Annotated in this window: 20 protein-coding genes; 15 read left to right on the top strand and 5 right to left on the bottom strand. The window is 53.3% G+C overall.

What is annotated here, in order from left to right; genetic code table 11:
- Positions 1–98: 98 nt before the first annotated feature.
- Complete coding sequence (locus GA0071314_RS12860; RefSeq protein ID WP_074397017.1) at positions 99–425, top strand: tryptophan synthase subunit beta like protein; 327 nt, start codon at positions 99–101, stop codon at positions 423–425.
- Positions 426–509: 84 nt separating this feature from the next.
- Here GA0071314_RS12860 and GA0071314_RS12855 read toward each other — a convergent pair whose 3' ends face one another.
- From GA0071314_RS12855 to GA0071314_RS12845, 3 genes are read right to left on the bottom strand one after another with little or no spacing between them, the layout of a single operon-like run.
- Positions 510–2411, bottom strand: coding sequence for an EAL domain-containing protein (locus GA0071314_RS12855; protein WP_074397016.1), 1902 nt, complete (start codon positions 2409–2411; stop codon positions 510–512).
- An 11-nt stretch (positions 2412–2422) separates the two neighbouring features.
- A complete protein-coding gene (locus GA0071314_RS12850) occupies positions 2423–3097 on the bottom strand; it encodes a transglutaminase-like cysteine peptidase (protein WP_074397015.1) in 675 nt (224 codons plus the stop codon).
- Entirely contained in the window at positions 3098–3769 is a 672-nt protein-coding gene (locus GA0071314_RS12845; protein WP_074397014.1) for an arylesterase, read from the bottom strand.
- Between GA0071314_RS12845 and GA0071314_RS12840 the strand changes: the two genes are divergently transcribed.
- The 5 genes from GA0071314_RS12840 to nadS all read left to right on the top strand — a co-directional run bounded on the left by GA0071314_RS12840 (position 3768) and on the right by nadS (position 9382).
- Positions 3768–4553 carry an ABC transporter ATP-binding protein gene (locus GA0071314_RS12840; protein WP_074397013.1) on the top strand — a complete coding sequence of 262 codons (786 nt, stop codon included), beginning with the start codon at positions 3768–3770 and terminating at the stop codon, positions 4551–4553. The two genes, GA0071314_RS12845 and GA0071314_RS12840, sit on opposite strands and share 2 nt — an antisense overlap.
- Complete coding sequence (locus GA0071314_RS12835) at positions 4550–7120, top strand: ABC transporter permease (RefSeq protein WP_074397012.1); 2571 nt, start codon at positions 4550–4552, stop codon at positions 7118–7120. The genes GA0071314_RS12840 and GA0071314_RS12835 overlap by 4 nt, the downstream gene beginning before the upstream one ends.
- A 138-nt stretch (positions 7121–7258) precedes the next feature.
- Positions 7259–8524 (top strand): serine hydroxymethyltransferase, encoded by a 1266-nt coding sequence (glyA, locus tag GA0071314_RS12830; protein ID WP_074397011.1) that lies wholly within the window; start codon positions 7259–7261, stop codon positions 8522–8524.
- 238 nt (positions 8525–8762) lie between these two features.
- Entirely contained in the window at positions 8763–9098 is a 336-nt protein-coding gene (locus tag GA0071314_RS12825) for a type II toxin-antitoxin system RelE/ParE family toxin (RefSeq protein ID WP_074397010.1), read from the top strand.
- The gene (gene nadS, locus GA0071314_RS12820) at positions 9098–9382 is read left to right on the top strand and encodes a NadS family protein (RefSeq protein ID WP_074397009.1); all 285 of its coding nucleotides are present in this window, start codon (positions 9098–9100) and stop codon (positions 9380–9382) included. Before GA0071314_RS12825 ends, nadS begins: the two co-directional genes overlap by 1 nt.
- Before the next feature lie 92 nt (positions 9383–9474).
- Here the strand turns inward: nadS and GA0071314_RS12815 are convergent, their stop codons facing one another.
- Positions 9475–9933 carry an REP-associated tyrosine transposase gene (locus GA0071314_RS12815; protein WP_074397008.1) on the bottom strand — a complete coding sequence of 153 codons (459 nt, stop codon included), beginning with the start codon at positions 9931–9933 and terminating at the stop codon, positions 9475–9477.
- 154 nt (positions 9934–10087) lie between these two features.
- Between GA0071314_RS12815 and GA0071314_RS12810 the strand changes: the two genes are divergently transcribed.
- Together GA0071314_RS12810 and GA0071314_RS12805 are read left to right on the top strand one after the other, a co-directional pair.
- Positions 10088–10342 carry a DUF4258 domain-containing protein gene (locus GA0071314_RS12810; RefSeq protein ID WP_082934255.1) on the top strand — a complete coding sequence of 85 codons (255 nt, stop codon included), beginning with the start codon at positions 10088–10090 and terminating at the stop codon, positions 10340–10342.
- A gap of 2 nt (positions 10343–10344) precedes the next feature.
- A complete protein-coding gene (locus tag GA0071314_RS12805; RefSeq protein WP_074397007.1) occupies positions 10345–10536 on the top strand; it encodes a DUF2283 domain-containing protein in 192 nt (63 codons plus the stop codon).
- An 818-nt stretch (positions 10537–11354) separates the two neighbouring features.
- On the opposite strand, the gene rfaH is transcribed toward GA0071314_RS12805, so the two are convergent.
- Positions 11355–11879, bottom strand: coding sequence for a transcription/translation regulatory transformer protein RfaH (rfaH, locus tag GA0071314_RS12800; protein ID WP_074397006.1), 525 nt, complete (start codon positions 11877–11879; stop codon positions 11355–11357).
- Between the two features lie 207 nt (positions 11880–12086).
- Here rfaH and GA0071314_RS12795 point away from each other — a divergent pair, with 207 nt between their 5' ends.
- From GA0071314_RS12795 to GA0071314_RS12765, 7 genes are all read left to right on the top strand, one after another.
- Entirely contained in the window at positions 12087–13853 is a 1767-nt protein-coding gene (locus GA0071314_RS12795) for an SLC13 family permease (RefSeq protein WP_074397005.1), read from the top strand.
- A gap of 179 nt (positions 13854–14032) precedes the next feature.
- Complete coding sequence (gene cysQ / locus GA0071314_RS12790; protein WP_074397004.1) at positions 14033–14866, top strand: 3'(2'),5'-bisphosphate nucleotidase CysQ; 834 nt, start codon at positions 14033–14035, stop codon at positions 14864–14866.
- A gap of 340 nt (positions 14867–15206) precedes the next feature.
- Positions 15207–16517: a UDP-N-acetyl-D-glucosamine 6-dehydrogenase gene (gene wbpA, locus GA0071314_RS12785; RefSeq protein WP_074397003.1), complete on the top strand. Its 1311-nt coding sequence runs from the start codon at positions 15207–15209 to the stop codon at positions 16515–16517.
- A gap of 19 nt (positions 16518–16536) precedes the next feature.
- Complete coding sequence (locus GA0071314_RS12780; RefSeq protein ID WP_074397002.1) at positions 16537–17487, top strand: Gfo/Idh/MocA family oxidoreductase; 951 nt, start codon at positions 16537–16539, stop codon at positions 17485–17487.
- A 19-nt stretch (positions 17488–17506) separates the two neighbouring features.
- Positions 17507–18082 (top strand): acyltransferase, encoded by a 576-nt coding sequence (locus GA0071314_RS12775; RefSeq protein WP_074397001.1) that lies wholly within the window; start codon positions 17507–17509, stop codon positions 18080–18082.
- A gap of 47 nt (positions 18083–18129) precedes the next feature.
- The gene (locus tag GA0071314_RS12770; protein ID WP_074397000.1) at positions 18130–19224 is read left to right on the top strand and encodes a DegT/DnrJ/EryC1/StrS family aminotransferase; all 1095 of its coding nucleotides are present in this window, start codon (positions 18130–18132) and stop codon (positions 19222–19224) included.
- Positions 19225–19262: 38 nt separating this feature from the next.
- The gene (locus GA0071314_RS12765) at positions 19263–21710 is read left to right on the top strand and encodes a glycosyltransferase family 4 protein (RefSeq protein WP_074396999.1); all 2448 of its coding nucleotides are present in this window, start codon (positions 19263–19265) and stop codon (positions 21708–21710) included.
- The last annotated feature ends 1 nt before the right edge of the window (position 21711 follow it).

Here is a 21711-nt window from a genome sequence, read left to right as displayed (position 1 = left end):
TCAGTGGCCCCGCTTGGTACCGCCAAGCGGGGCCTTTTGTTAGGCTAACCATATTCAACGATCACGGCAGCTTGGCTGCCACTGGGAGCGCTACCACCATGTACGTTAACCGCGACAGCCAAGGCGAGATTGCCCAGGTAAGCCGAACTGCCAATGAACACTGCCAGGAGTTTGTCTCGGCGGACTCGGCCGAGCTACTGCGTTTTCTAAACGTCGAGGACCAGGAGGCGGAGCGCCTTCGCCAGTCGGACCTTGAGTTCGTGCGGGTGCTGGAAGACGTCATCACCCTGCTGATGGATAAAGGCATTATCCGCTTCACTGACCTACCCGAAAAAGCCCAGGAAAAACTCCTGGACAGGCAGTCGCTGCGTAAGCGCGTAAATGATGTGGGGTTGATAAGCGACGATGACAGCGACGTCATCTAGATGTTAATCAGCGGCTTCCCTGCCGCTGATCTACCGTTAAACTTCCTTCTTCCTTCTTCCTTCTTCCTTCTTCCTTCTTCCTTCTTACCCCGCCTTAACCCCAGGCCCGGTAATGGCATCCAACCCCAGATCAAACAAGGTGTCAGCTTCTTCCTCGGTTTTAACACCTTCGGCAATGGCCAAAATACCCAGCGAGTGCGCCAAGGTGGCCATGCCGCGCAGTATGGTTTGTTGATCAAAGGCCTGGTCGACGCCGCTGACCAGGCTGGCGTCAAACTTGAGGAAGGCAAGCCCCAGGTCGTGCAGGTCGGCAAGGCGAGTAAATTCGCTACCCACGTGTTCCAAACCAATCCGCACGCCGGTGGGCTGTAGCTCGCGGCATAATAGCCGGAAGCTTGCCAAATCGTGCAGCGCAATACTTTCAGGTAGCTCAATCCACAGCATACGTGCCGCCTCAGGCGCGCGCTCAAGCCGATGACGCAGCGTTTTGATAAAGGCCATATCGCCCACAGCGCGCCCAGAAAGATTGATGCCCAGCGGAATCCGGTCGCTCTCGATAATTGCCAGAGCACGCTCGGCGACCGCCATATCCAGTCGGTCTTCCAGCTGAAGCCTCGCCACCCAAGGCATGAACAAGCCAGCGCTACGCCACTCGCCGTCAAGCTCAAGGCGCGAAGGCGCCTCAAAATGCACCACCCCCTGGCGGACATTGACCACCGGGAAGCGCGCTAGCGCCACACCGGCGTCCATCGCCTGGATCAGCGCCGAGCGCCACGCATCATGGGTGTTGTAAAGCGAAGAGCGAGACTCCCCGGCGGCGACTACCAGTGCCAGATCACCACGGCCTTCGGCATCCGCCAGTGCGCCATCCAGCGCCGCCAGGCGTTGAGAGGGGGTATCACCCTGGGTGTATTCGCTCAGTGCCGCAGGCAGCCGCAGCGGTTCGCCCACGGCATCGCGCAGCAGGGTCAATTGATGCTTAAGGGCCTCGCTGACATGTTCGATATCCTGCGCACCGTAGACCACCAGCAAAAAGTCACTGCCGTTCAAACGGCCTACTTCACCGCCGCCGAGCTCGTTCGCCAATTGGTATAAATGCCCAACCAGCGCCTTTAATGCAGCGTCGGTGGCCTGGTGGCCGAGACGTTCGTTCACCGCGGGCAGGTCATCCACGCGCACCATAATCAAGACACCACTGGCGCGCTGGGAATCGCTATCCAGGTTGCGCTGCAAATGGTCCAGCAGGGTAGTGCGGTTAGACGCGCCGGTGGTGGGGTCTTCCTGCAAACGGCGGCGCAACTGGTCGAGCTTGCCGGTTTCTTCGCTAAGCATGGTATGCACCGCCCCGGAGAGGGTATTCATTGCTTGCACGACTTCGCGCAGTTCCAGGGTGCGTGGCTCTTGGGATGTGGTAAAGCGGCGAGCGCTGATGCTGCGTGCCTGGCTGACCACTTCAATCAAGGGTCGGCGAATGGAGCGGACAATCCACCACGCCAGCAACAGGCTGATAACTCCCACTAACGCAAACCAGGCGGCCATTTCCAGCGTGCTTTGCCATAGCGAACGGTAGGCGTAGTCGTGTTGGCTCGCCAAGGTTAAGGTGCCGTATTGGCTCCAGCCATCTTGCACCACCGCTTCGCCTGGAGAGACGTCCAGGCGCACCAAATCAACAAACCAGGCAGGCACGCCATCGTCTAGCGCCTCAGTTTCACGGCTTTCCATCACCTCGCCTTCCGGTGAGCGAAGCTCAATCAAGCGATAGTGGCCAGTATCAAACTGGGCCGACAGTAAAAGCTCAATGCTAACGTCCTCTTTCTCCATTTGACTCATGGAAAGCGCCAGCGCATTAGCGTTGTCAGCATTTTTAATTTGCACTTCCTGCTCAATGTAGTGGCGGCTTGAGGTGATACTCACCGCCAAGCTGCCTACAAACGCCATGAGCAGTATCAGGATGACCGCCAACCATAGCTGCTTGATGAGAGACATATCCTATCTCCTTATATAAATCCTTGATCGCGCATACGGTCCACCACGCTTTGCCAGCGTGAAAGCCGCGCTAAGGGGTCAGCCCGAGACTCCCGCGAGCCCCCGGCCCATAAACCACTACTGTTGAAACTGAATACAGGATCCAAGTCATCCCGTTCTGAAGCCGGCCGGATAGAAGGAATAATGTTATCCAGCAGTAAGGGCTCAGAGGCTGACGTTTGGTAATACCCCAGCACCATGTGGGCCTGGGTGCGCTGCGAACGGCCGATGCGCGCGCGGACATATATCATGCGCAATTTATTGCCGGGCACGCCCAGTTCTTTGAGCGTGATGTACTTGGCAATTGAGTAATCTTCGCAGTCGCCTTCTCGCTTGCCGAGCATCTCCAGTGGGGTAGCCCAGTAATCTTCCTGGCCCCAAATGTCGATGTCGTCACGCCACCGCACTTTGCGGTTGAAGAAGTCATTTACTTCTCTCAACTGGTCGCCCAGGCGGGCATCTCTCAGCCGTTCGATCATGGCAAGCCAGTCGTCAATCAGCGCTACGCCACTGTCGCCATGGGCCTGCCGCATCTTTTCCCGCACCCGCTCAGGGTTAAACGCCGACGCAGGCGAGGGCGCGCCAATGAACAGGCACAGCATACCGGCACCCAGCCCGGCGAGTAGTTGCCGCCGCGTGACTCTCATTTACTGGGCCACCATCTCTTCCAACGTTTCCCACACATTTTCCAAAATAATCGGCTGGGCCTCGGCGGTAGGGTGAATGCCATCGTTCTGCATCAAGGCATCATCGGTGGCCACACCTTCCAGCAAAAACGGCACTAACGCGACGTCGTACTCATCGGCGAGATTGTGATACACGGTGGTAAACGCCTCGCGATAGGCATCGCCGTAGTTAGGCGGGATATCGATGCCTAACAATAACACGTCCGCATCCGCCTCCTGGCTAGCCTCAATCATCGCCGCTAGATTGGCCTGCATTTGCTGTGGCGCAAGCCCGCGCAGCCCATCGTTGCCACCCAGCTCGAGCAGAATAATATCAGGTTCATGCTGTCCTAGCAGTTCATCAAAACGCTGCACACCGCCCGAGGTGGTCTCACCGCTGATGCTGGCATTGACGACGTTGGCATCCCCCTGCAAACGTTCTTCAAGCAGGGCCACCCAACTTTCATCGCGCTCAATGTTATACGCCGCGCTTAGGCTATCGCCCATGACCAGCACGGTAGATCCCGTGTCTGCGTCTGGGTTGACGGTCTCAGCGTTGACTGGCGATGCGGTAAAGGTGGCTATCAGCACCCCTAGCCACAGGGTTAGTATGCGGTAATGTTCTCGCCAAGCTACAAGGATGCCACGCTTCATGTCTTACTCCTCATTTGACTCACCTGAACCTACCGCCAACAAGGGCGGCCAGCGCGTGCTTCATGCAGAACGCTTAACCAAAAGTGTTACCAGCGGCGAGCGCACGTTAACTATCTTACACGACCTTTCGATGAGCGTGGCAGCGGGTGAGAGTGTGGCTATTTTGGGCAAAAGCGGGGCGGGTAAATCCACCTTGCTCGGCCTGCTGGCAGGGCTGGATACGCCCACCGACGGTGAGCTGAGCCTGTTCGGCCATCCGCTCAGCCGGTTGGATGAAGACGGCCGCGCCTCGCTGCGGGCAGGCCGCGTCGGCTTTGTGTTCCAAAACTTTCAGCTGTTGCCGACGCTGAGTGCGCTGGAAAACGTGCTACTGCCATTGGAGCTTTCGCCCCGCGCGGGCGAAACCGACACCGCCGCCCAGTGGCTTGGCCGCGTAGGGCTCGGCGAACGCCAGGGCCACCTGCCCAAACAACTCTCCGGCGGCGAGCAACAGCGCGTAGCGATTGCCCGGGCGTTTGTCACCGACCCTGAACTGGTTTTCGCCGACGAGCCCACCGGCAACCTGGACCCAGACACCGGCGCGCAAATTATTGATCTGTTATTCACCCTCAACCACCAGGCGGGCACCACGCTGATTCTGGTCACCCACGACCACGCCCTGGCGCGCCGCTGCGACCGCTGCCTGCGGCTCATCGATGGCCATCTTGAGGCGTTCGACCCCCACACACTCGCAAGCGATACGCTCGCCAACGACAACCAGGTAAACCAAGAGGGCCATGCATGAGCAACCTTAACGCTCGCCTGGCCCTGCGAAGTCTAAAGCGCGACCTACGCGCCGCCGATGTTCGCGCGCTGTTTGTAGCGCTGACGCTCGCCGTAGCCGCGTCGACCATGATCGCGTTTTTCCTCGACCGGCTGGACCGCGGCTTGGAGCGGCAAGCCAGCCAGATGCTCGGCGGCGACGTGGTGCTGGAACAGCGCGACCCGTTCAGCGATGAGCTACGCACTCAACTGGAAGATGCCGGTTTCACCCTGAGCGACCAGGTTGATCTTGTCTCGATGATCAGCCGCGACGACCGCTTCCAGCCCGCCAGCCTCAAGGCAGTCGATGACGTTTATCCGCACTACGGCAGCTCGCGGGTCGACCGAGGCGAAGGCAGCGAGCAAATCGCCTCTGGCCCGTCCCCCGGCGAGGCCTGGGCCGACCCGCGCTTGGCGCAGTTAATCGATATTGAGATAGGCGACAGTGTTCAGGTCGGCCAGACCGAGCTGACCATCAGCGGCATTATCGAACGCGAAGCCGACCAGTCCGGCGGATTCGGCAACTTTAATCCACGGCTGATGCTCAATACCGCCGACCTGGACGCCACCGGGCTGGTGCAAGAGGGCTCGCGGGTCGAATTTGAAATCCTCGCCGCCGGGCCGCCCCAGGCGATGGATGAGGTGCAGGGCCTGTTGAATGAACTGCGTCGCGACGGCGTGGAAGTCAGCGACGTACGCGTCGACCAGCCCCAACTGGGCAACGCTCTGGAGCGCGCTGAAAGCTATCTCGGCCTTGCCGGGCTGGCTGCGGTATTGCTGGCGGGCGTGGCCGTGGCCATGTCGACCCGGCGTTACGTTGAGCGTCACCTGGACACCGCCGCGCTGCTGCGCTGTTTTGGGGCCAGCCAACACCAGCTGGTGGTGATTTTCTCCATCCAACTGCTCTGCTTGGCGCTAGTCGCTTCGTTGATCGGGGCCGTGTTGGGGCTCGTAGGCCAAGCGCTACTGCTGTGGCTGCTGGCCAGCTTCCTGCCCATGACCTTACCGCCCCCGGGCATTATGCCCCTGGGCCTGGGCGTGCTCACCGCGCTGGCGGTGTTGGTTGGCTTTGCCGGGCCCACGCTGTTACGCATCAAGCGCGTGAGCGCCCTCAAAGTACTGCGCCGCGAGCTGGACCCGCTACCGCCGTCTGCGTGGCTGGTGGTCAGCGTGGCAAGCCTGGTGTTCGGCGGCCTGCTATGGCTGTATTCCGGCAGCCTGCCGCTGGCATTGGCCCTGCTGGTTGGCGGTGCCGCCATGCTCGGCGTGCTGTGGGGCGTAAGCGCGCTGCTACTGAGTGGTGTCTTGCGCGGCGTGCAGGCGCTGTCGGGCAAAGGCCCCTGGTCGCAAGCGCTGCGCCTGGGCGGCCGTCAGCTAGGGCGCCGTCGGCAGGCGGGCCTCGGCCAAATGATGGCGTTTTCGGTGACCTTCTTTGCCATGGCGATGATCGTCCTGGTGCGTGGCGACCTGCTCAGCACCTGGCAGGACCAACTGCCTGACGACACGCCCAACTATTTTGCCATCAACATTCAACCCGGTGAGCGCGACGCCTTTGAAGACGTGGTCAGCCCGCGTGCCGAAGCGCAAAGCGAGCTGTACCCCATGGTGCGCGGGCGGGTGGTCTCGATCAATGACCAGGACCCGCGTGAGGCGGTACGCCCCGACGCGCGGGGTGATAACTCCCTGCGTCGCGAGCTTAATCTGACCTGGCAGGCCGAGGTGCCGGAAGGTAACGAGATCGTCGCCGGTGAATGGTTTGCAAATAATGAAGAGGGCGCTGACCAACAGCAGGATTGGATGAATGAGGTAGACGCCACCGCCCAAGCCGCACCGGTGCCAATTTCTATGGAGGACGGCCTGGCCGAGCGGCTAGGGCTGACGCTTGGCGACCAGCTCACCTTTGCCGTGGGCAGCGACGAAATCACCACCGAGATCACCAGCTTGCGCAGCCTCAACTGGGACTCCTTCCGGCCCAACTTCTTCGTGATCTTCCCGCCGGAAGTGTTGGAGTCATTCGGCCATAGCTATATCACCGCGTTCTATCTACCAGAGGAAGAACAAAGCCTGGTCAATCAGCTGGTGCAAGACTTCCCCGGCGTTTCGCTGCTCAACGTGGAGGCGATTTTAGGCCAAGTACGCGATGTGCTCACCCAAGTCACCCGAGCGGTCGAGCTGGTATTGATACTCGTGCTGCTGGCCGGGGTGAGTGTGCTCTACGCCGCACTGACCGCCAGCCGGCCAGTGCGCGCCCACGAAAGCGGCCTGCTGCGCGTGTTCGGGGCAGGGCAGACGATGATCTCGCGAGTCCAAGGCGCAGAGTTCGCACTACTCGGCTTTGCCAGCGGGCTACTGGGCGCGGCCCTGGCTGAAATCGCCACCGCTGCGCTGTATCTCTACCTGCTGGATTTACCGCCACGCCCGCACCCCGAGCTATGGCTTGCGCTACCCATCGGCGGCGCGCTGCTCATCGGCGTGATCGGCCACGGCCTCTCCCGCAGCCTACGCCGCCAAGCACCCGCGGCAAGTTTGGGTTTATTAGGCGAGGCCTAGCACCCAGCCTCTTACTCTGCGGCACATGAGCGCGATTCATCTGCATCCTGATGCGGTTGCGATGAAACCCGCGCTCGGCTGAGGTATCATAGCCGCCTACTCTTTCATGACCGACCCTTCGTACGAGGTTCCCCGCCGATGTTCAGCCGCGATATGACAATTGCCGGATTCGATGATGTGCTTTTTGATGCCATGCAAAAAGAAGTGGCACGCCAGGAAGCCCACATTGAACTCATTGCCTCCGAAAACTACGCCAGCCCCCGCGTACTGGAAGCCCAAGGCAGCCAGCTGACCAACAAATACGCCGAAGGCTACCCCGGCAAGCGCTACTACGGCGGCTGCGAATTCGTCGACATCGCCGAAAACCTTGCTATCGATTACGCCAAAGAACTGTTCGGCGCCACCTACGTCAACGTGCAGCCGCACTCCGGCTCACAGGCCAACAGCGCCGTGTTCCAAGCGCTGGTCAAGCCGGGCGACACCATCCTGGGTATGAGCCTCGACGCTGGCGGCCACCTGACCCACGGTGCCAAACCCAACTTCTCTGGCAAGCACTACAACGCCATTCAGTACGGCCTCAACGAGCAAGGCCTGATTGACTACGATCAAGTCGCTCAGCTTGCGAGTGAACACAAGCCTAAAATGATCATTGCGGGCTTCTCGGCTTACTCGCAAATTGTCGACTGGGCCAAGTTCCGCGAGATCGCCGACGAAGTCGGTGCTTACTTGTTGGTCGATATGGCGCATGTTTCCGGCCTAGTGGCGGCGGGCGTTTACCCAAGCCCGCTGCCCCACGCCCACGTGGTCACCTCCACCACGCACAAAACTCTTCGTGGCCCGCGTAGTGGCGTGATTCTCTCCGCCGAAAACGACGCGGATATTGAGAAAAAGCTTCAGTCTGCCGTGTTCCCAGGCGGCCAGGGCGGCCCGCTGATGCACGTCATCGCCGCCAAGGCCATCTGCTTCAAGGAAGCCATGGCGCCGGAGTTCAAGACCTACCAGCAGCAAGTGGTCAAGAACGCCCAGGCGATGGCCAGCGTGTTTATCGAGCGCGGCTACGACATCGTCTCCGGCGGCACCGAAGACCACCTCTTCCTGCTATCGTTGATCAAGCAGGGCGTGACCGGTAAAGACGCCGACGCCGCCCTTGGCCGTGCGCACATCACCGTCAACAAAAACGCGGTGCCCAACGACCCGCAAAGCCCGTTCGTCACCTCCGGCCTGCGCATCGGCACACCCGCCGTGACCACACGCGGCTTCGGTGAAAAAGAGTGCAGCGACCTGGCAGGCTGGATCTGCGACATCCTCGATGTACTCGCCAGTGGCGAAGACACCAGCGCCATTGAAGCCGAGGTGCTGGATAAAGCCGCCGCGGTATGCAACAAGTTCCCCGTTTATAAGTAAGCCTCCACCTGATCGCGCAATGAATTGCGCTCCTACGAACCCCGGTGCACGCACCTAAACCCGTAGGAGCCCGACTTGTCGGGCGATCAGGCTATCTACGAGCAATAAACTACAGTGCCATCATCTGCCTTTATTAGGGCGATGACTCTGTTGGCAGATATTAATTATATCGACATTTCGATTTTGGCCGTGTACTTTGTACACCATAAGGCATACTAGTCAGAGGAAAGCCATAAAGGTGACTCACGCCATAGAGTTTATTGAAACGTCTACGTTCACTAGGCAAATCGTCACTATTGCCTCTGACGACGAGTTAAAGGAGCTTCAATTAGCGCTCATTGCGCAGCCGGACAAAGGTGACCTGATTCAAGGTACAGGGGGACTGCGCAAGGTTCGTATGGCATTGGGGCATAAGGGTAAACGAGGTGGTGCGCGAGTGATTTACTTTTTGGCTACCGCTGAGGTCATTTACCTGATACTGGCTTATCCCAAAAATGTAAAAGACACTTTGACGACTTCCGAAAAGGCCGCGCTCAAAACACTTACCCAGCAGTTAAAAGAGGAGGTTTCTTGATGAGTATTTTTGATGAACTCAACACATCGCTGCAAGAAGCTGTCGAGATCAAGAAGGGTAAGACTCAAGCCAGCCGAGTGACCCGCCACGAAGTGGCGGATGTCAGAGCAATTCGGGCGAAACTGCATGTATCCCAAGCTGAGTTCGCCGACGCAATGGGCACCAGTGTCGACACCATAAAAAGTTGGGAGACCAAGCGTCGCAACCCAACAGGGCTGGCAGCGAAGGTGCTCGCGACCATTCAAGAAAACCCCTCGTTCTTTAACGAGCTGGCTTCACACTGATTGCCCGTGCCTGCACTCAACCCCGTAGGAGCCCGACTTGTCGGGCGATCAGACTATCTATCAGCTAATTACCTTCGGCTCTTAATAAGCCCTCACACAAGCACCTGGTCTCCCGCATCCGGCGTTAACCAACGGGCATCCCAAAAACTGTAATCGCCAATCTGGTTAACCAGCCCGGCCCTTAACGGGTTAGCCACAATATAACGTGCGCTATCACGCACGCCTTCCTCCTCTCGTATCAACCGGTCGTGAAATCCTCGCTGCCAAACCGGGCTACCCGCCGCCAGCGAAACGTACGATTTATACAACTTAACCGCCTGCGAAAGGTCACCCTCTAACGCCATTAACCAATGCACATGGTCAGGCATCACCACAAACGCCCACGTCACCCCATGCCGCTGAACGCTTGGATGATAAAACGCACGGGACGCTGCGCACCCCATCGAAAAATCACGGAAAACAGACCGGCGATTATCCGTCACTATCGTCACCACATAATAATGCCCCGGTATACAACGCCGACCCAGGCGCAACGCATGACCACGCGGCATAACCCACCTCCATCCCTGGATTCCCACCTATAATTTACAACAAAACCCAATACACGCACCCAGCCCCTATAGGAGCGATCAGATTGTCTACAGGTATAATTCATGGCGGTACTTTCGTGCTAGCCTAAAGAAGTATTTTTGTGGGGGCTGTTGGATGCATTGCCAGCGATTCGACATGGATGTTCATGTAACTCGACATGCACGAGAGCGTATGGCGCAGCGCGCTATTAGTGAAGCACAATTGAGAGAGCTGCTCGAAACAGGGCATATTCGATATAAAGATGATAGCCGTCTCTGGATAGCCAAAATGTTCTCGTCGCGGAATGACAACTTGGTCTGCGCTGCCGTTGTGCTAGAAGGTAAGCTCATTGTTAAAACTGTTATGCACCATTTTCAGTGGGAGGGCTAAACATGCGAACCACCTATGATGAAGCGGATGATATTTTAGTTGTGCATCTCTCCGATAAGCCAATCGCAAAAGAAGTTTCGCAAGATTGGAATACGCACATTAGCTACGCAGAAGATGGCTCCATCATTGAAATTGTTATATTGGAAGCATCGAAGCAAGGAGCTTGGCCGTTGTTACGCAGTGACGCGGCATGACGAGTGCACCCAGCCCCCGTAGGAGCCCGACTTGTCGGGCGATCAGGCCATCTACAAGCGATAACCTTCGGCGCCTTGATCACTGCTGATCGCGCAATGAATTGCGCTCCTACGAACCCCAGTGCACGCACCCAACCCCGTAGGAGCCCGACTTGTCGGGCGATCAGGCTATCTACAAGCGTTCACCCTCGGCGCCTTGATCCCTGCTGATCGCGCAATGAATTGCGCTCCTACGAACCCCGGTGCCTGCACCCAACCCCCGTAGGAGCCCGACTTGTCGGGCGATCAGGCTGTCTACAAGCGTTCACCCTCGGCGCCTTGATTCCTGCTGATCGCCCAATGAATTGGGCTCCTACGAAGCCCCATGCGCATACGTGGGTGCCTGCACCCAACCCCCGTAGGAGCCCGGCTTGTCGGGCGATCAGGCTGTCTACAAGCGTTCACCCTCGGCGCCTTGATCCCTGCTGATCGCCCAATGAATTGGGCTCCTACGAAGCCCCATGCGCATACGTGGGTGCCTGCACCCACCCCCTGTAGGAGCCCGACTTGTCGGGCGATCAGGCCATCTACAAGCGATAGTCAGCGGTGGCTTGATCATTTCTGATCGCGCAATGAATTGCGCTCCTACGAACCCCGCTACACGCACCCAACCCCGTAAGAGCCCGACTTGTCGGGCGATAAGGCCATCTGCTAGGAATTACCTTCGGCGCCTTGATCACTGCTGATCGCGCAATGAATTGCGCTCCTACGAACCCCGGTGCACGCACCCAAACCCCGTAGGAGCCCGACTTGTCGGGCGATCAGACCATCTAACGGCATCACTGCTTCTGCAAATGCGCGATGGGTACTTCCACCTGCTGGGGGCGGTTTAATAACGTCAGCAGCAGCAGGGCGCGGTCTTGGCCTTTTAACTCGGTAAGCTGGGCAAGCTGACCTTTGAATGCCCCCTCGGTGACTTCCACGGCATCGCCTACACAGAAATACGCCTCCTGCGTGGCATCTTTATCCATCAGATGCTGGCACAGCGTATCCACAATGTGCTCAGGCACCACGGCGGGCTGGTCGCCAAACGTCACCAGCTTTAAAACCCCCCGCGTAGAACGAATCGGCCGCCAATTGCTCGCCACTTGGTCTAACTTAATAAAGAGGTAATGAGGGAAGAGCGGCTCGGTGACCCACACCAGTTTGCTGCGCCGCTTTCGCTGAACGCCCAGCACCGGGTGGAAGATATGATAGCCCTGATTTTCCAGCTGTTCGGCAGCGCGGAAAGACTCGCCCCCCTTACATTGGATAAGGTACCATTGGGCGCATTGCGCAGTAGGTTGGCTATCACTGAGGCTCATGTCGCTCCTTGCGTTCAAATGAGTTAACCCACGGGGTTAGTTAACTCGGGGCCAACGCGCATTGTAACAAAAACGCAGTGACCCAACGCAGTAATGGTCGGCGAAAAGCTAATTAGGATGAGGGCAAGGGAAAGCGCCCGGAACAATCCCCGGGCGGTAGCGTGCCTGGACGCTTTATAAGACAGTCTGGTTTAGAAACGGAGCATCATGGAAGTAGCGGCGATATTAACCCTCTTGGTGGTGGTTGCCACCTTAGCCGCCCTCGCGCTTACCCGAATTGCCCCAGATGCGATTTTGATGGCCGCCCTCGGATGCCTCGTCATCAGCGGTACGTTAACCCCCGCGCAAGCGCTACAAGGGTTCTCCAACCCAGGGGTGATCACCATTGCCACGCTCTACGTGGTAGCAGCAGGGCTAAAAGAAACCGGGGCGATTCAATGGCTGGCCCACCGATTGTTAGGCCAACCCTCAAAGCTTCGTCACGCACAGTTACGCGTATTGCTACCCGCTGCCGGGCTAAGCGCGTTTATGAACAACACCACCGTGGTGGCCATGTTCATCCCCGCCATTCAAGAGTGGGCGGCACGGCTAAAACTGCCACCGGGCAAGCTGTTGCTACCGCTCAGTTACGCGGCGATTATCGGCGGCACCTGCACCTTGATTGGCACCAGCACCAACCTGGTGGTGGATGGCCTGCTGCAAAGCGAGCGCGGCGTCAGCCTCTCGATGTTTTCACTGGCGTGGGTGGGCGTACCACTGGTGTTGGTAGGCGGCACTTTTCTGTATTTTTTCACCAATCGCCTACTGCCGGATCGCCAAGGCGTTTTAGAACAGCTTGAGCAGGCCCGCGAATACGTGGTTGACGTTGAGGTAGAAGCCAAAGGGCCGCTGGTGGGTAAAACCATCGCGGAGGCAGGCCTGCGCAGCTTGGCGAACGGCTACCTGGCGGATATTGAGCGCAACGGTGAATTGCTCAACAACGTACCGCAAGAGACCGTGCTGCAGCCGGGCGATGTCCTCATGTTTATTGGCGCGCCGGAATGCGCCCGAGAGCTACGCCGCATTCATGGCCTAAAACCCGCCAGTGGCGATATTCACAAGCTGGATATTGCCCACCACCGGCGCTGCCTGGTGGAAGCGGTCATCGGCCCGGATTTTGGCGGGCTTGGGCAAAGCGTTAAAGACTCGCGGTTTCGCTCCCGCTACCAAGCCGTGATTCTGTCCATCTCACGGCACGGCAAAAGCCTACCCGGCAAGCTCGGCACCGCAACGCTACAGGTTGGCGACACCCTGTTACTGGAAACCACTCACGACTTCGTCGACCAGTACCGTTATCGCAAAGACTTTCTGCTCGTGAGTAGCTTGAACGACTCCACGCCGCCGGATTTTCGCAAAGCCCCCATGGCCCTCTGCATACTAGGAGGCATGGTGGCGCTAAGCGCGACCGGGCTACTGTCGATTTTAGAAGCCGCGTTGCTGGCCGGGGGCGGCATGCTGGCAACCCGCTGCGTACCCATGAGCAAAGCGCGGCGCTATGTTGATCTTTCTGTATTAATCGTGATTGCCGCCTCGTTTGCTTTAGGCGCAGGCATGACCGAAACCGGCGCCGCCACCCAGGTGGCCCAATGGTTATTACTGACCGAAGCACTTGCCCCCTGGGCCGCGCTGGCGCTGGTCTACCTCATGACGGTGGTATTTACCGAGCTGATCACCAACAACGCCGCCGCCGTGCTGATGTTCCCGATTGCCGTCTCGGTGGCCGACCAGTTGGGCGTGAATTTTCTACCCTTTGCCATCGCCATTATGTTTGCCGCCTCGGCCAGCTTTATGACTCCGCTGGGCTACCAAACCAACCTGATGGTGCTCGGCCCCGGCGGCTATCGTTTCAGCGACTACCTACGCCTGGGCGCCCCGCTCAGCGCGATTGTCGCTATCACGGTGATTGCCCTGGTACCGCTGATATGGCCGTTCTAAGAAGGAAGACGCCGCTGCGCGGCTGAAGAGGTAAGAAGTCAGAAGTAAGAGGTAAGAGGTAAGAGGTAAGAGGTAAGAGGTAAGAGGTAAGAGGTAAGAGGTAAGAGGTAAGAGGTAAGAGGTAAGAGGTAAGAGATACTTCCTTCTTCCTTCTTATTTCTTTTACCTAAGGATCTTCTGTGACTGCTTTTATCACGAATGAACGACGCGCCCGACTGATTGAGGGCGTACACGCCGCCGGGCGTGAGGTAATGGCGATTTATGAGCAGGATTTCTCGGTCGAGACCAAGGCCGACCACAGCCCGCTCACTGAGGCCGATATGGCCGCACACCATGCGCTGATCGCACTGCTAGAAGAGGTCACTCCTGGTGTGCCGGTGCTCTCTGAAGAGTCCGCCGAGATACCGTTTGCTACTCGCCAAACCTGGCAGCGCTATTGGCTGGTCGACCCGTTGGACGGCACTAAGGAGTTCGTTAGCAAGAATGGCGAATTTACCCTGAATGTAGCGCTTATCGAAAATGGCGTGCCGGTATTCGGCATCGTCTACGCGCCGGTGCTGCAAACCACCTGGGTAGGGCAGGTAGGCGGTGAGGTGTTCAAGATCGCCCAGGGCATCTACATCAATATTCAAGTGCGTGAACTGCCTGACCCCGAAACGGCCCCCTGGAAGGTGGTGGGTAGCCGCCGCCACGGCGCTGAAGTTTTTGAAGCCTTCTGCAGCGGCTTGCCTGCCCATGAGTGCGTCTCGATGGGCAGCTCCATCAAGCTGTGCCTGGTAGCCGAAGGCAACGCCGACCTTTATCCGAGGCTTGCTCCCACCTCTGAATGGGACACCGCCGCCGCCCAGGCCGTGGTCACCGCTGCCGGTGGCGAGGTGCTCAATGCTGAGACCCTAGAGCCGCTACGCTGCAACCAGCAGGAAAGCGTGCTCAACCCGTTCTTTATCGTCTGTGGCCAGCGTGATAGCCGGTGGGAAGAAGCCCTCCGGGCCGCCCTTTCAGGGCAAGCTTGAAGCTGGAAGAGCGCCGCTTCGCGGCTGGAAGCTAGAAGCTGAATGAAAGTCCAAAGGTGGTTGCAGGAGCCAGACTTATCGAGCGATCAGGCCAGCTACAATCGTTCACCTCTGGCGGTACAGAGCCCAGCGCTTGTTTACGTGGTGCCTGCCATTAAGAAAATGTATCATGCCGATCAATTTTCAATTGCCTTGTGTGTGAGTGATTACTGACCGCATAGCGGGACGCAACACGTGGCATATATCTACATTAGGGCATGGGAATGCGTCCGGAATATCCCTGGGCGGTAGCGTGCCTAAAAATCGCGAATTGCAAATCTTGAAATTAAAAGGAAGTTTCATGAGTCACAAAGAAAAACTGATTGAACTGTTTGGCGACAAGAAAGCAGTCATTGGAATTGTGGGCCTGGGCTATGTCGGGTTGCCACTAATGTTACGCTATAACGATATAGGCTTTAACGTTCTAGGCATCGATATAGATAAAGATAAAGTCGATGCATTAAATTCAGGTAAAAGTTATATAGAACATATAAACTCAGATAAAATTAAAAAAGCAACAACCTCAGGTTTTGAAGCCACAACGGATTTCGGCCGTGCTAGTGAGTGTGATGCTCTCATCCTCTGCGTACCTACACCTTTGAATAAGTACCGCGAGCCCGATATCAGCTTTGTGGTTGATACGACAGAAGCGCTCCAACCTTACTTCCGCGAAGGTCAGGTTATTTCGCTCGAGAGTACTACCTATCCAGGTACTACCGAAGAAGAACTGCTCCCACGTGTTCAGAACGCAACCCTCACCGTTGGGGAAAATATCTTCCTGGTCTATTCACCTGAGCGAGAAGACCCCGGCAATCCAGATTTTGAGACTCGTACAATACCCAAGGTGTTGGGTGGGCATACGCCTCATTGTCTTGAGGCCGGAATGGCGCTATACGAACAAGCCATTGACCAGGTTGTTCCTGTAAGCACCACTAAAGCGGCAGAAATGACCAAGCTGCTGGAAAATATTCATCGTGCAGTCAACATCGGCTTGGTCAACGAGATGAAAGTCGTAGCAGACCGAATGGGCATCGACTTATTCGAAGTCATTGACGCCGCGGCCACCAAGCCGTTCGGTTTTACCGCTTATTATCCGGGGCCGGGCCTAGGCGGTCACTGCATTCCCATTGATCCGTTTTACCTGACCTGGAAAGCGCGTGAATATGGCCTGCATACTCGCTTTATCGAGCTTTCAGGTGAGGTCAATCAGGCTATGCCGGAATACGTCGTCAATAAGCTGATGGATGGGCTTAACGACGCTGGCAAGCCACTGAAGAACAGCAAAGTGCTGGTGCTTGGCATTGCCTATAAAAAGAATGTGGATGACATGAGGGAATCACCTTCCGTCACTATTATGGAGCTTTTGCAGGCTAAAGGCGCACTGGTAGCTTACAGCGACCCCCACGTGGCCGTCTTCCCGAAAATGCGCGAGCACCACTTTGATCTCTCAAGTGTAGAGCTAACGGCGGAGTCACTTGCAGAGTACGATGCCGTCGTGCTGGCCACTGATCATACTGATTTTGACTACGACCTGATTAAGTCCAAAGCTCAACTGATTATCGATAGTCGCGGTAGATACCGTGAACCAGCTGCCAACGTCATCAAAGCCTGATCTGAAACGGAAGTTAACCATGAAGAACTTTGCTCTTATCGGCGCAGCGGGCTACATCGCCCCACGCCACATGAAAGCCATTAAAGAAACCGATAACCACCTGAGCATTGCGTACGACACCAATGACTCCGTGGGTATCATCGATAGTATTTCTCCGGCCAGTGAGTTCTTTACCGAATTCGAGCGCTTCCAGGAACACGCATGGCAGCTCAAGCGCAATCCTGAAACCGCGCTGAATTATGTGGCCGTTTGCTCCCCGAATTACCTTCACCATGCCCACATCGCAGCAGGCTTGCGTTTGGGTTGTGACGTGATTTGTGAAAAACCGCTGGTGCCGACACCGGAGCTGCTGGACGAACTGGCGCAGATTGAAAAGGAAACGGGCAAGCGGGTTTACAACATCCTGCAGTTGCGTCATCACCAAGCAATTCTGGACCTGAAAGACAAGGTAGCCAGCGAAAACCGCCAGGAAAAGTATGAGGTGGAGTTAACCTATATCACCTCTCGCGGTAAGTGGTACATGGAAAGCTGGAAAGGCGATCCGCGCAAGTCATTCGGTGTAGCCACCAATATCGGCGTTCACTTCTTCGATATGCTGCACTTTATCTTCGGTAAGTTGCAGAAGAACGTGCTTCACTATGCCAATGACTATAAGGCCGCTGGTTACCTGGAATACGAAAAAGCCCGGGTGCCCTGGTTCCTCTCAATTGATGCAAATGATTTACCCGACAGCGTAAAAGGCAAGCAGCCTACCTACCGTTCTATTACCTGTCAGGGTGATCAGATCGAGTTTTCCGGTGGCTTTACGGATCTGCATACCATCAGCTACCAGGAAATACTGGCAGGCCGCGGTTACGGGATAGAAGACGCCCGCCATTGTGTAGAAACCGTCAATGTCATCCGTAATGCCATGCCGGAGAAGCCAGAACCCAACGAGGGCCACCCGTTTTTAAATAAGCTCATAAAATAACAATGGAGCAGGATTCAAAATGGCTGTAAACATTCATCCTAGTGCTATTGTCGACGAAGGTGCCCAAATTGGTGAAGGCTCACGTGTATGGCACTTTGTGCACGTATGCGGCGGCGCCAAAATAGGCCAAAACGTCTCAATGGGACAAGGCGTGTTCGTGGGTAATAAAGTCACTATTGGTGACAACTGCAAAATCCAGAACAATGTCTCGGTATATGACAACGTCCACCTGGAAGAAGGCGTATTTTGTGGTCCCAGCATGGTGTTCACCAACGTCTACAACCCCCGCTCGCTGATTGAGCGGAAGGATGAGTACCTCGATACCATCGTCCGACGAGGGGCTAGCCTGGGAGCCAATTGTACAATCGTATGTGGCGTAACTATTGGCCGCTATGCCTTCATCGGCGCAGGGGCAGTCGTTAATAAAGACGTACCTGACTATGCTCTGGTGGTAGGCGTGCCAGCCAAGCAGATTGGCTGGATGAGTGAGTTTGGTGAGCAGTTGGATTTGCCTGTTAGAGGGGAGGGTGAAACGGTTTGCTCTCATACAGGTACCAAGTATCAGCTAAAAAGCGGGCAGCTCTCCAAAGCTTGAGTAGTAGATAGCCCTAGCAAAACACTTTATTCGAAGGTTAATCAGACATGCAGTTCATCGACCTGGCCGCCCAACAAGCCCGAATCAAAGACAAGATCGACGCTAACATCCAGAAAGTGTTGGCACATGGTAAGTACATTCTGGGTCCGGAAGTAGACGAGCTTGAACAAAAACTTGCCGAATTTACCGGGTCAAAATACTGTATAACCGTTGCTAACGGTACTGATGCGCTTCAGATAGCTCAAATGGCGTTAGGCATTGGTCCTGGTGATGAGGTTATTACTCCAGGGTTTACCTATATAGCAACAGCTGAAACAGTCGCCTTGCTTGGGGCTAAACCTGTTTATGTTGATATTGACGAGAAAACATATAATTTAGACCCTGATAAGCTTGAAGAAGCTATTACACCTAAAACGAAAGCTATTATACCTGTATCCCTATACGGGCAGTGCGCTGATTTTGATAGAATTAATGCGATAGCAGAAAAGTACGGCATACCTGTTATTGAAGATGCAGCCCAAAGCTTTGGGGCATCTTATAAGGGTAAGAAGTCCTGTAATTTAAGCACTATTGCAACAACGAGTTTTTTTCCAAGCAAGCCCTTAGGTTGTTATGGTGATGGCGGAGCCATTTTCACCAATGACGATGAGCTTGCCAAGGTGATGCGACAGATTGCCCGGCATGGTCAAGATAAGCGTTATCACCATATTCGCATCGGTGTAAATAGTCGATTAGATACATTACAAGCATCAATTTTGTTGCCGAAATTAGAGATCTTGCCTGATGAAATAGCTGCGAGAAACAAAGCAGCTGATATGTATAATTCGAGATTAGCTAAAAGTGAACAAATTGGAACACCCTTTAAGCATGAGTATAATATAAGTGCATGGGCCCAATATACAATAAAAGTTGACGATAGAGATGGTTTGGCATCCTTTCTAAAAGAAAATAATATACCTACGGCAGTACACTATCCGATACCGCTTAATAAACAGCCAGTATTTGATGAGAAAGCTTGTTTAGAAATAGGTGATCGGGCGGCAAATAAAGTTCTTTCCTTGCCTTTTGGGCCTTATGTTAAAGCAGATGATATTGACTTTGTGACAGATAAAATTAGCAAATTTATAGAAACTAAGTTTTAAGTATTAGTTTTAAGCCAAAGTTTTCGAGGAAGTAGTTTATGGAATTTTTGTTTGACGAAAGCTATATTGATAATAGTAATCATAAGATTTGTATGTTTGTTGCGAATGGAATAGTTGGCGATTCACGAGTTATTAAAACAGCAGATACGCTAAAAAAGAAAGGTTTTGATTTATTTTTAATAGGCATTGGCCCCAAAAAGAAAGTAGAAGTTATAGAAGGATATACTTATCCTGTATACTTGTTACCACACCCGAAGCACGAGTTAATAGAGCAAGGTATAGAGTGGAAGCCAAAAGGAGTAGTTGATTATAGTGTATATACCGATATAGTTAGCCAGTCTGTTATAAAATTTATAGAAGATGAAAAAATCGACTTCTTACATACACATGATATGGTTGGTATATCAGTAGGCGGAAAAATTACTGATATGTTGCCAGATTATAAGTGGTCATGGATTCATGATATCCATGAGTATGTGTCTGGATTAACCGATTTAGATATAAGCACCCGTAATTTTTTTTATGAACAAGAAAAAAAATATATCAAAAGGCCCAATGCTTTAACCTGCGTTTCTGAAGCCTTGTCTAGTAAACTTAAGCATGACCTTGATCTCAATAAAAAACCCATTGTGATTCATAATTCTCCGCGGATATCTTCCTTTGACCCATTGTTTTATAAAGATGTAAGAAGTGACCTCTGTTTAAAACAGGATGAAAGGCTTGGGGTCTATTGTGGCAATGTAAAAGAGGTCAGAGGCGTTGATTTAATAATCGAAGCTTTGGATCAATTGAAAGGCTTACATGTTGCTATAATTACTAATTCTAATAATAGCTATGTAGAAAAAATTAAAAATAGAGTTCTTGAATTAAAAATTACCAACAGAGTGCATTTTTTACCTTACGTTAAATATGACAATCTCATATCATATTTACGCACTGCGGATTTTGGAATTCATCCGATAAGAAAATATCCAAATGCAGAAATAGCACTGCCTAACAAGCTGTTTGAGTATATAAGTGCTGGTGTGCCTGTTGTCGTTAGTAACAATGAGGCAATGGAAGCTTTTGTGGAAGAAAAACAATGTGGAGTTGTTTTTAAAGATGGTGACCCAAAGTCATTATGTGAAGCTATTAACCTATGTATATCGAATCACTCGCAACTATCTAATAAATTAAAAGCCATATCTGAGTCTTATTGTTGGGAAAAAGAAGAAATTAAAATAATCGATATTTATGAGCACTTCAAAAAAAACAAATTTAGCAATCATGATGTTAAATCAGTGCTTCAACTCCCCACTATATCTGCTGGACAACCTAACACGCTCTCAAGTGAGTTATCAAACTATAATCTTTTTAGCAAAAGCTTAGTAATCTCGGAGCATGATTATGGCTATGAGTATGATATAGTCGAATCTGAACAAAAATATGGCAAAGAAAGTGTTGATAATTTTTTAAAGGTGATAAAAAATTACGATGTATTGCATTATCACAGCCGTACTTTCTTTTATAATCAAGCGCTTAGTTACCCAAGTGCGATAGATTTATTTGTAGCAAGTTTAGAGAATAAAAGAGTGTTTTTTCACTATCGTGGCGGAGAAGCCCGGCGAAAAAATGTTTTTCAGTATAATGAGTTTAATTATATTCAAGAAAATCCGAACAACGTTTTCGGAAAATATAATGTATTGTCGCAGAAAAAATTCTATGAGGTTGTTAACGCCATCGCGGATAGAATTTTTGTTGTAGATCCAGAATTACAAACATACGCGCCACACTCCATAATTGTACCTAGAGTTATTAAAGACTTAAATGAAGATAGCTTGAGTTTGGCCGACATAAATCCGTCTGCTGCTCAAGCACATATTAAGATAGTCCACGCTCCTTCAAATAGAGCAATTAAAGGCACCGATTATATTGAGTCAGCTATTACAGCCTTGAAAAGCAAAGGGTATAGTATAGAATTCATTTTAGTTGAAAAGTTGAACAATAAAGAAGCAATTGAAATATATAAGAAGGCAGATATAATTGTAGATCAATTGAGGATTGGCTGGTTTGGGGTTTTAGCGGTAGAAGCGATGGCATTAGGAAAACCTGTAGTTTCTTATGTGAGAAGCGATTTACGTCATTATTTGCCTTTAGAAAAGCCTGTGATGGTTGCCGATCCTAAAAACATACAAACTGTACTTGAATATTTAATAAATAACCCATCTTATCGACAGAGGTTATCTGCCGAGGGAAGGAAATATTATCTTAACCACCATCATCCAAGAAAAGTCTTGCCATCCCTTATATATGCATACAAACATATAAAAACTAATAGAGATTATGTGAAGATATTTAGTTATTTAAATAGTGGAAAAGTAAAGTACAAACAAAATAACAAGAATAATAGGGCGGTAAAAAAATCAGTCAATAAAGTTATAGCTAGTATTCAACGGGATGGCTTGAAGGCTACGACCTTAAAAATTTTAGAAAAGATAAGAAGATAAA

Origin of the sequence: Halomonas sp. HL-93, from assembly GCF_900086985.1 — a bacterium.
Lineage (GTDB): Bacteria > Pseudomonadota > Gammaproteobacteria > Pseudomonadales > Halomonadaceae > Vreelandella.
This window is presented reverse-complemented; position numbering and strand designations above follow the sequence as displayed.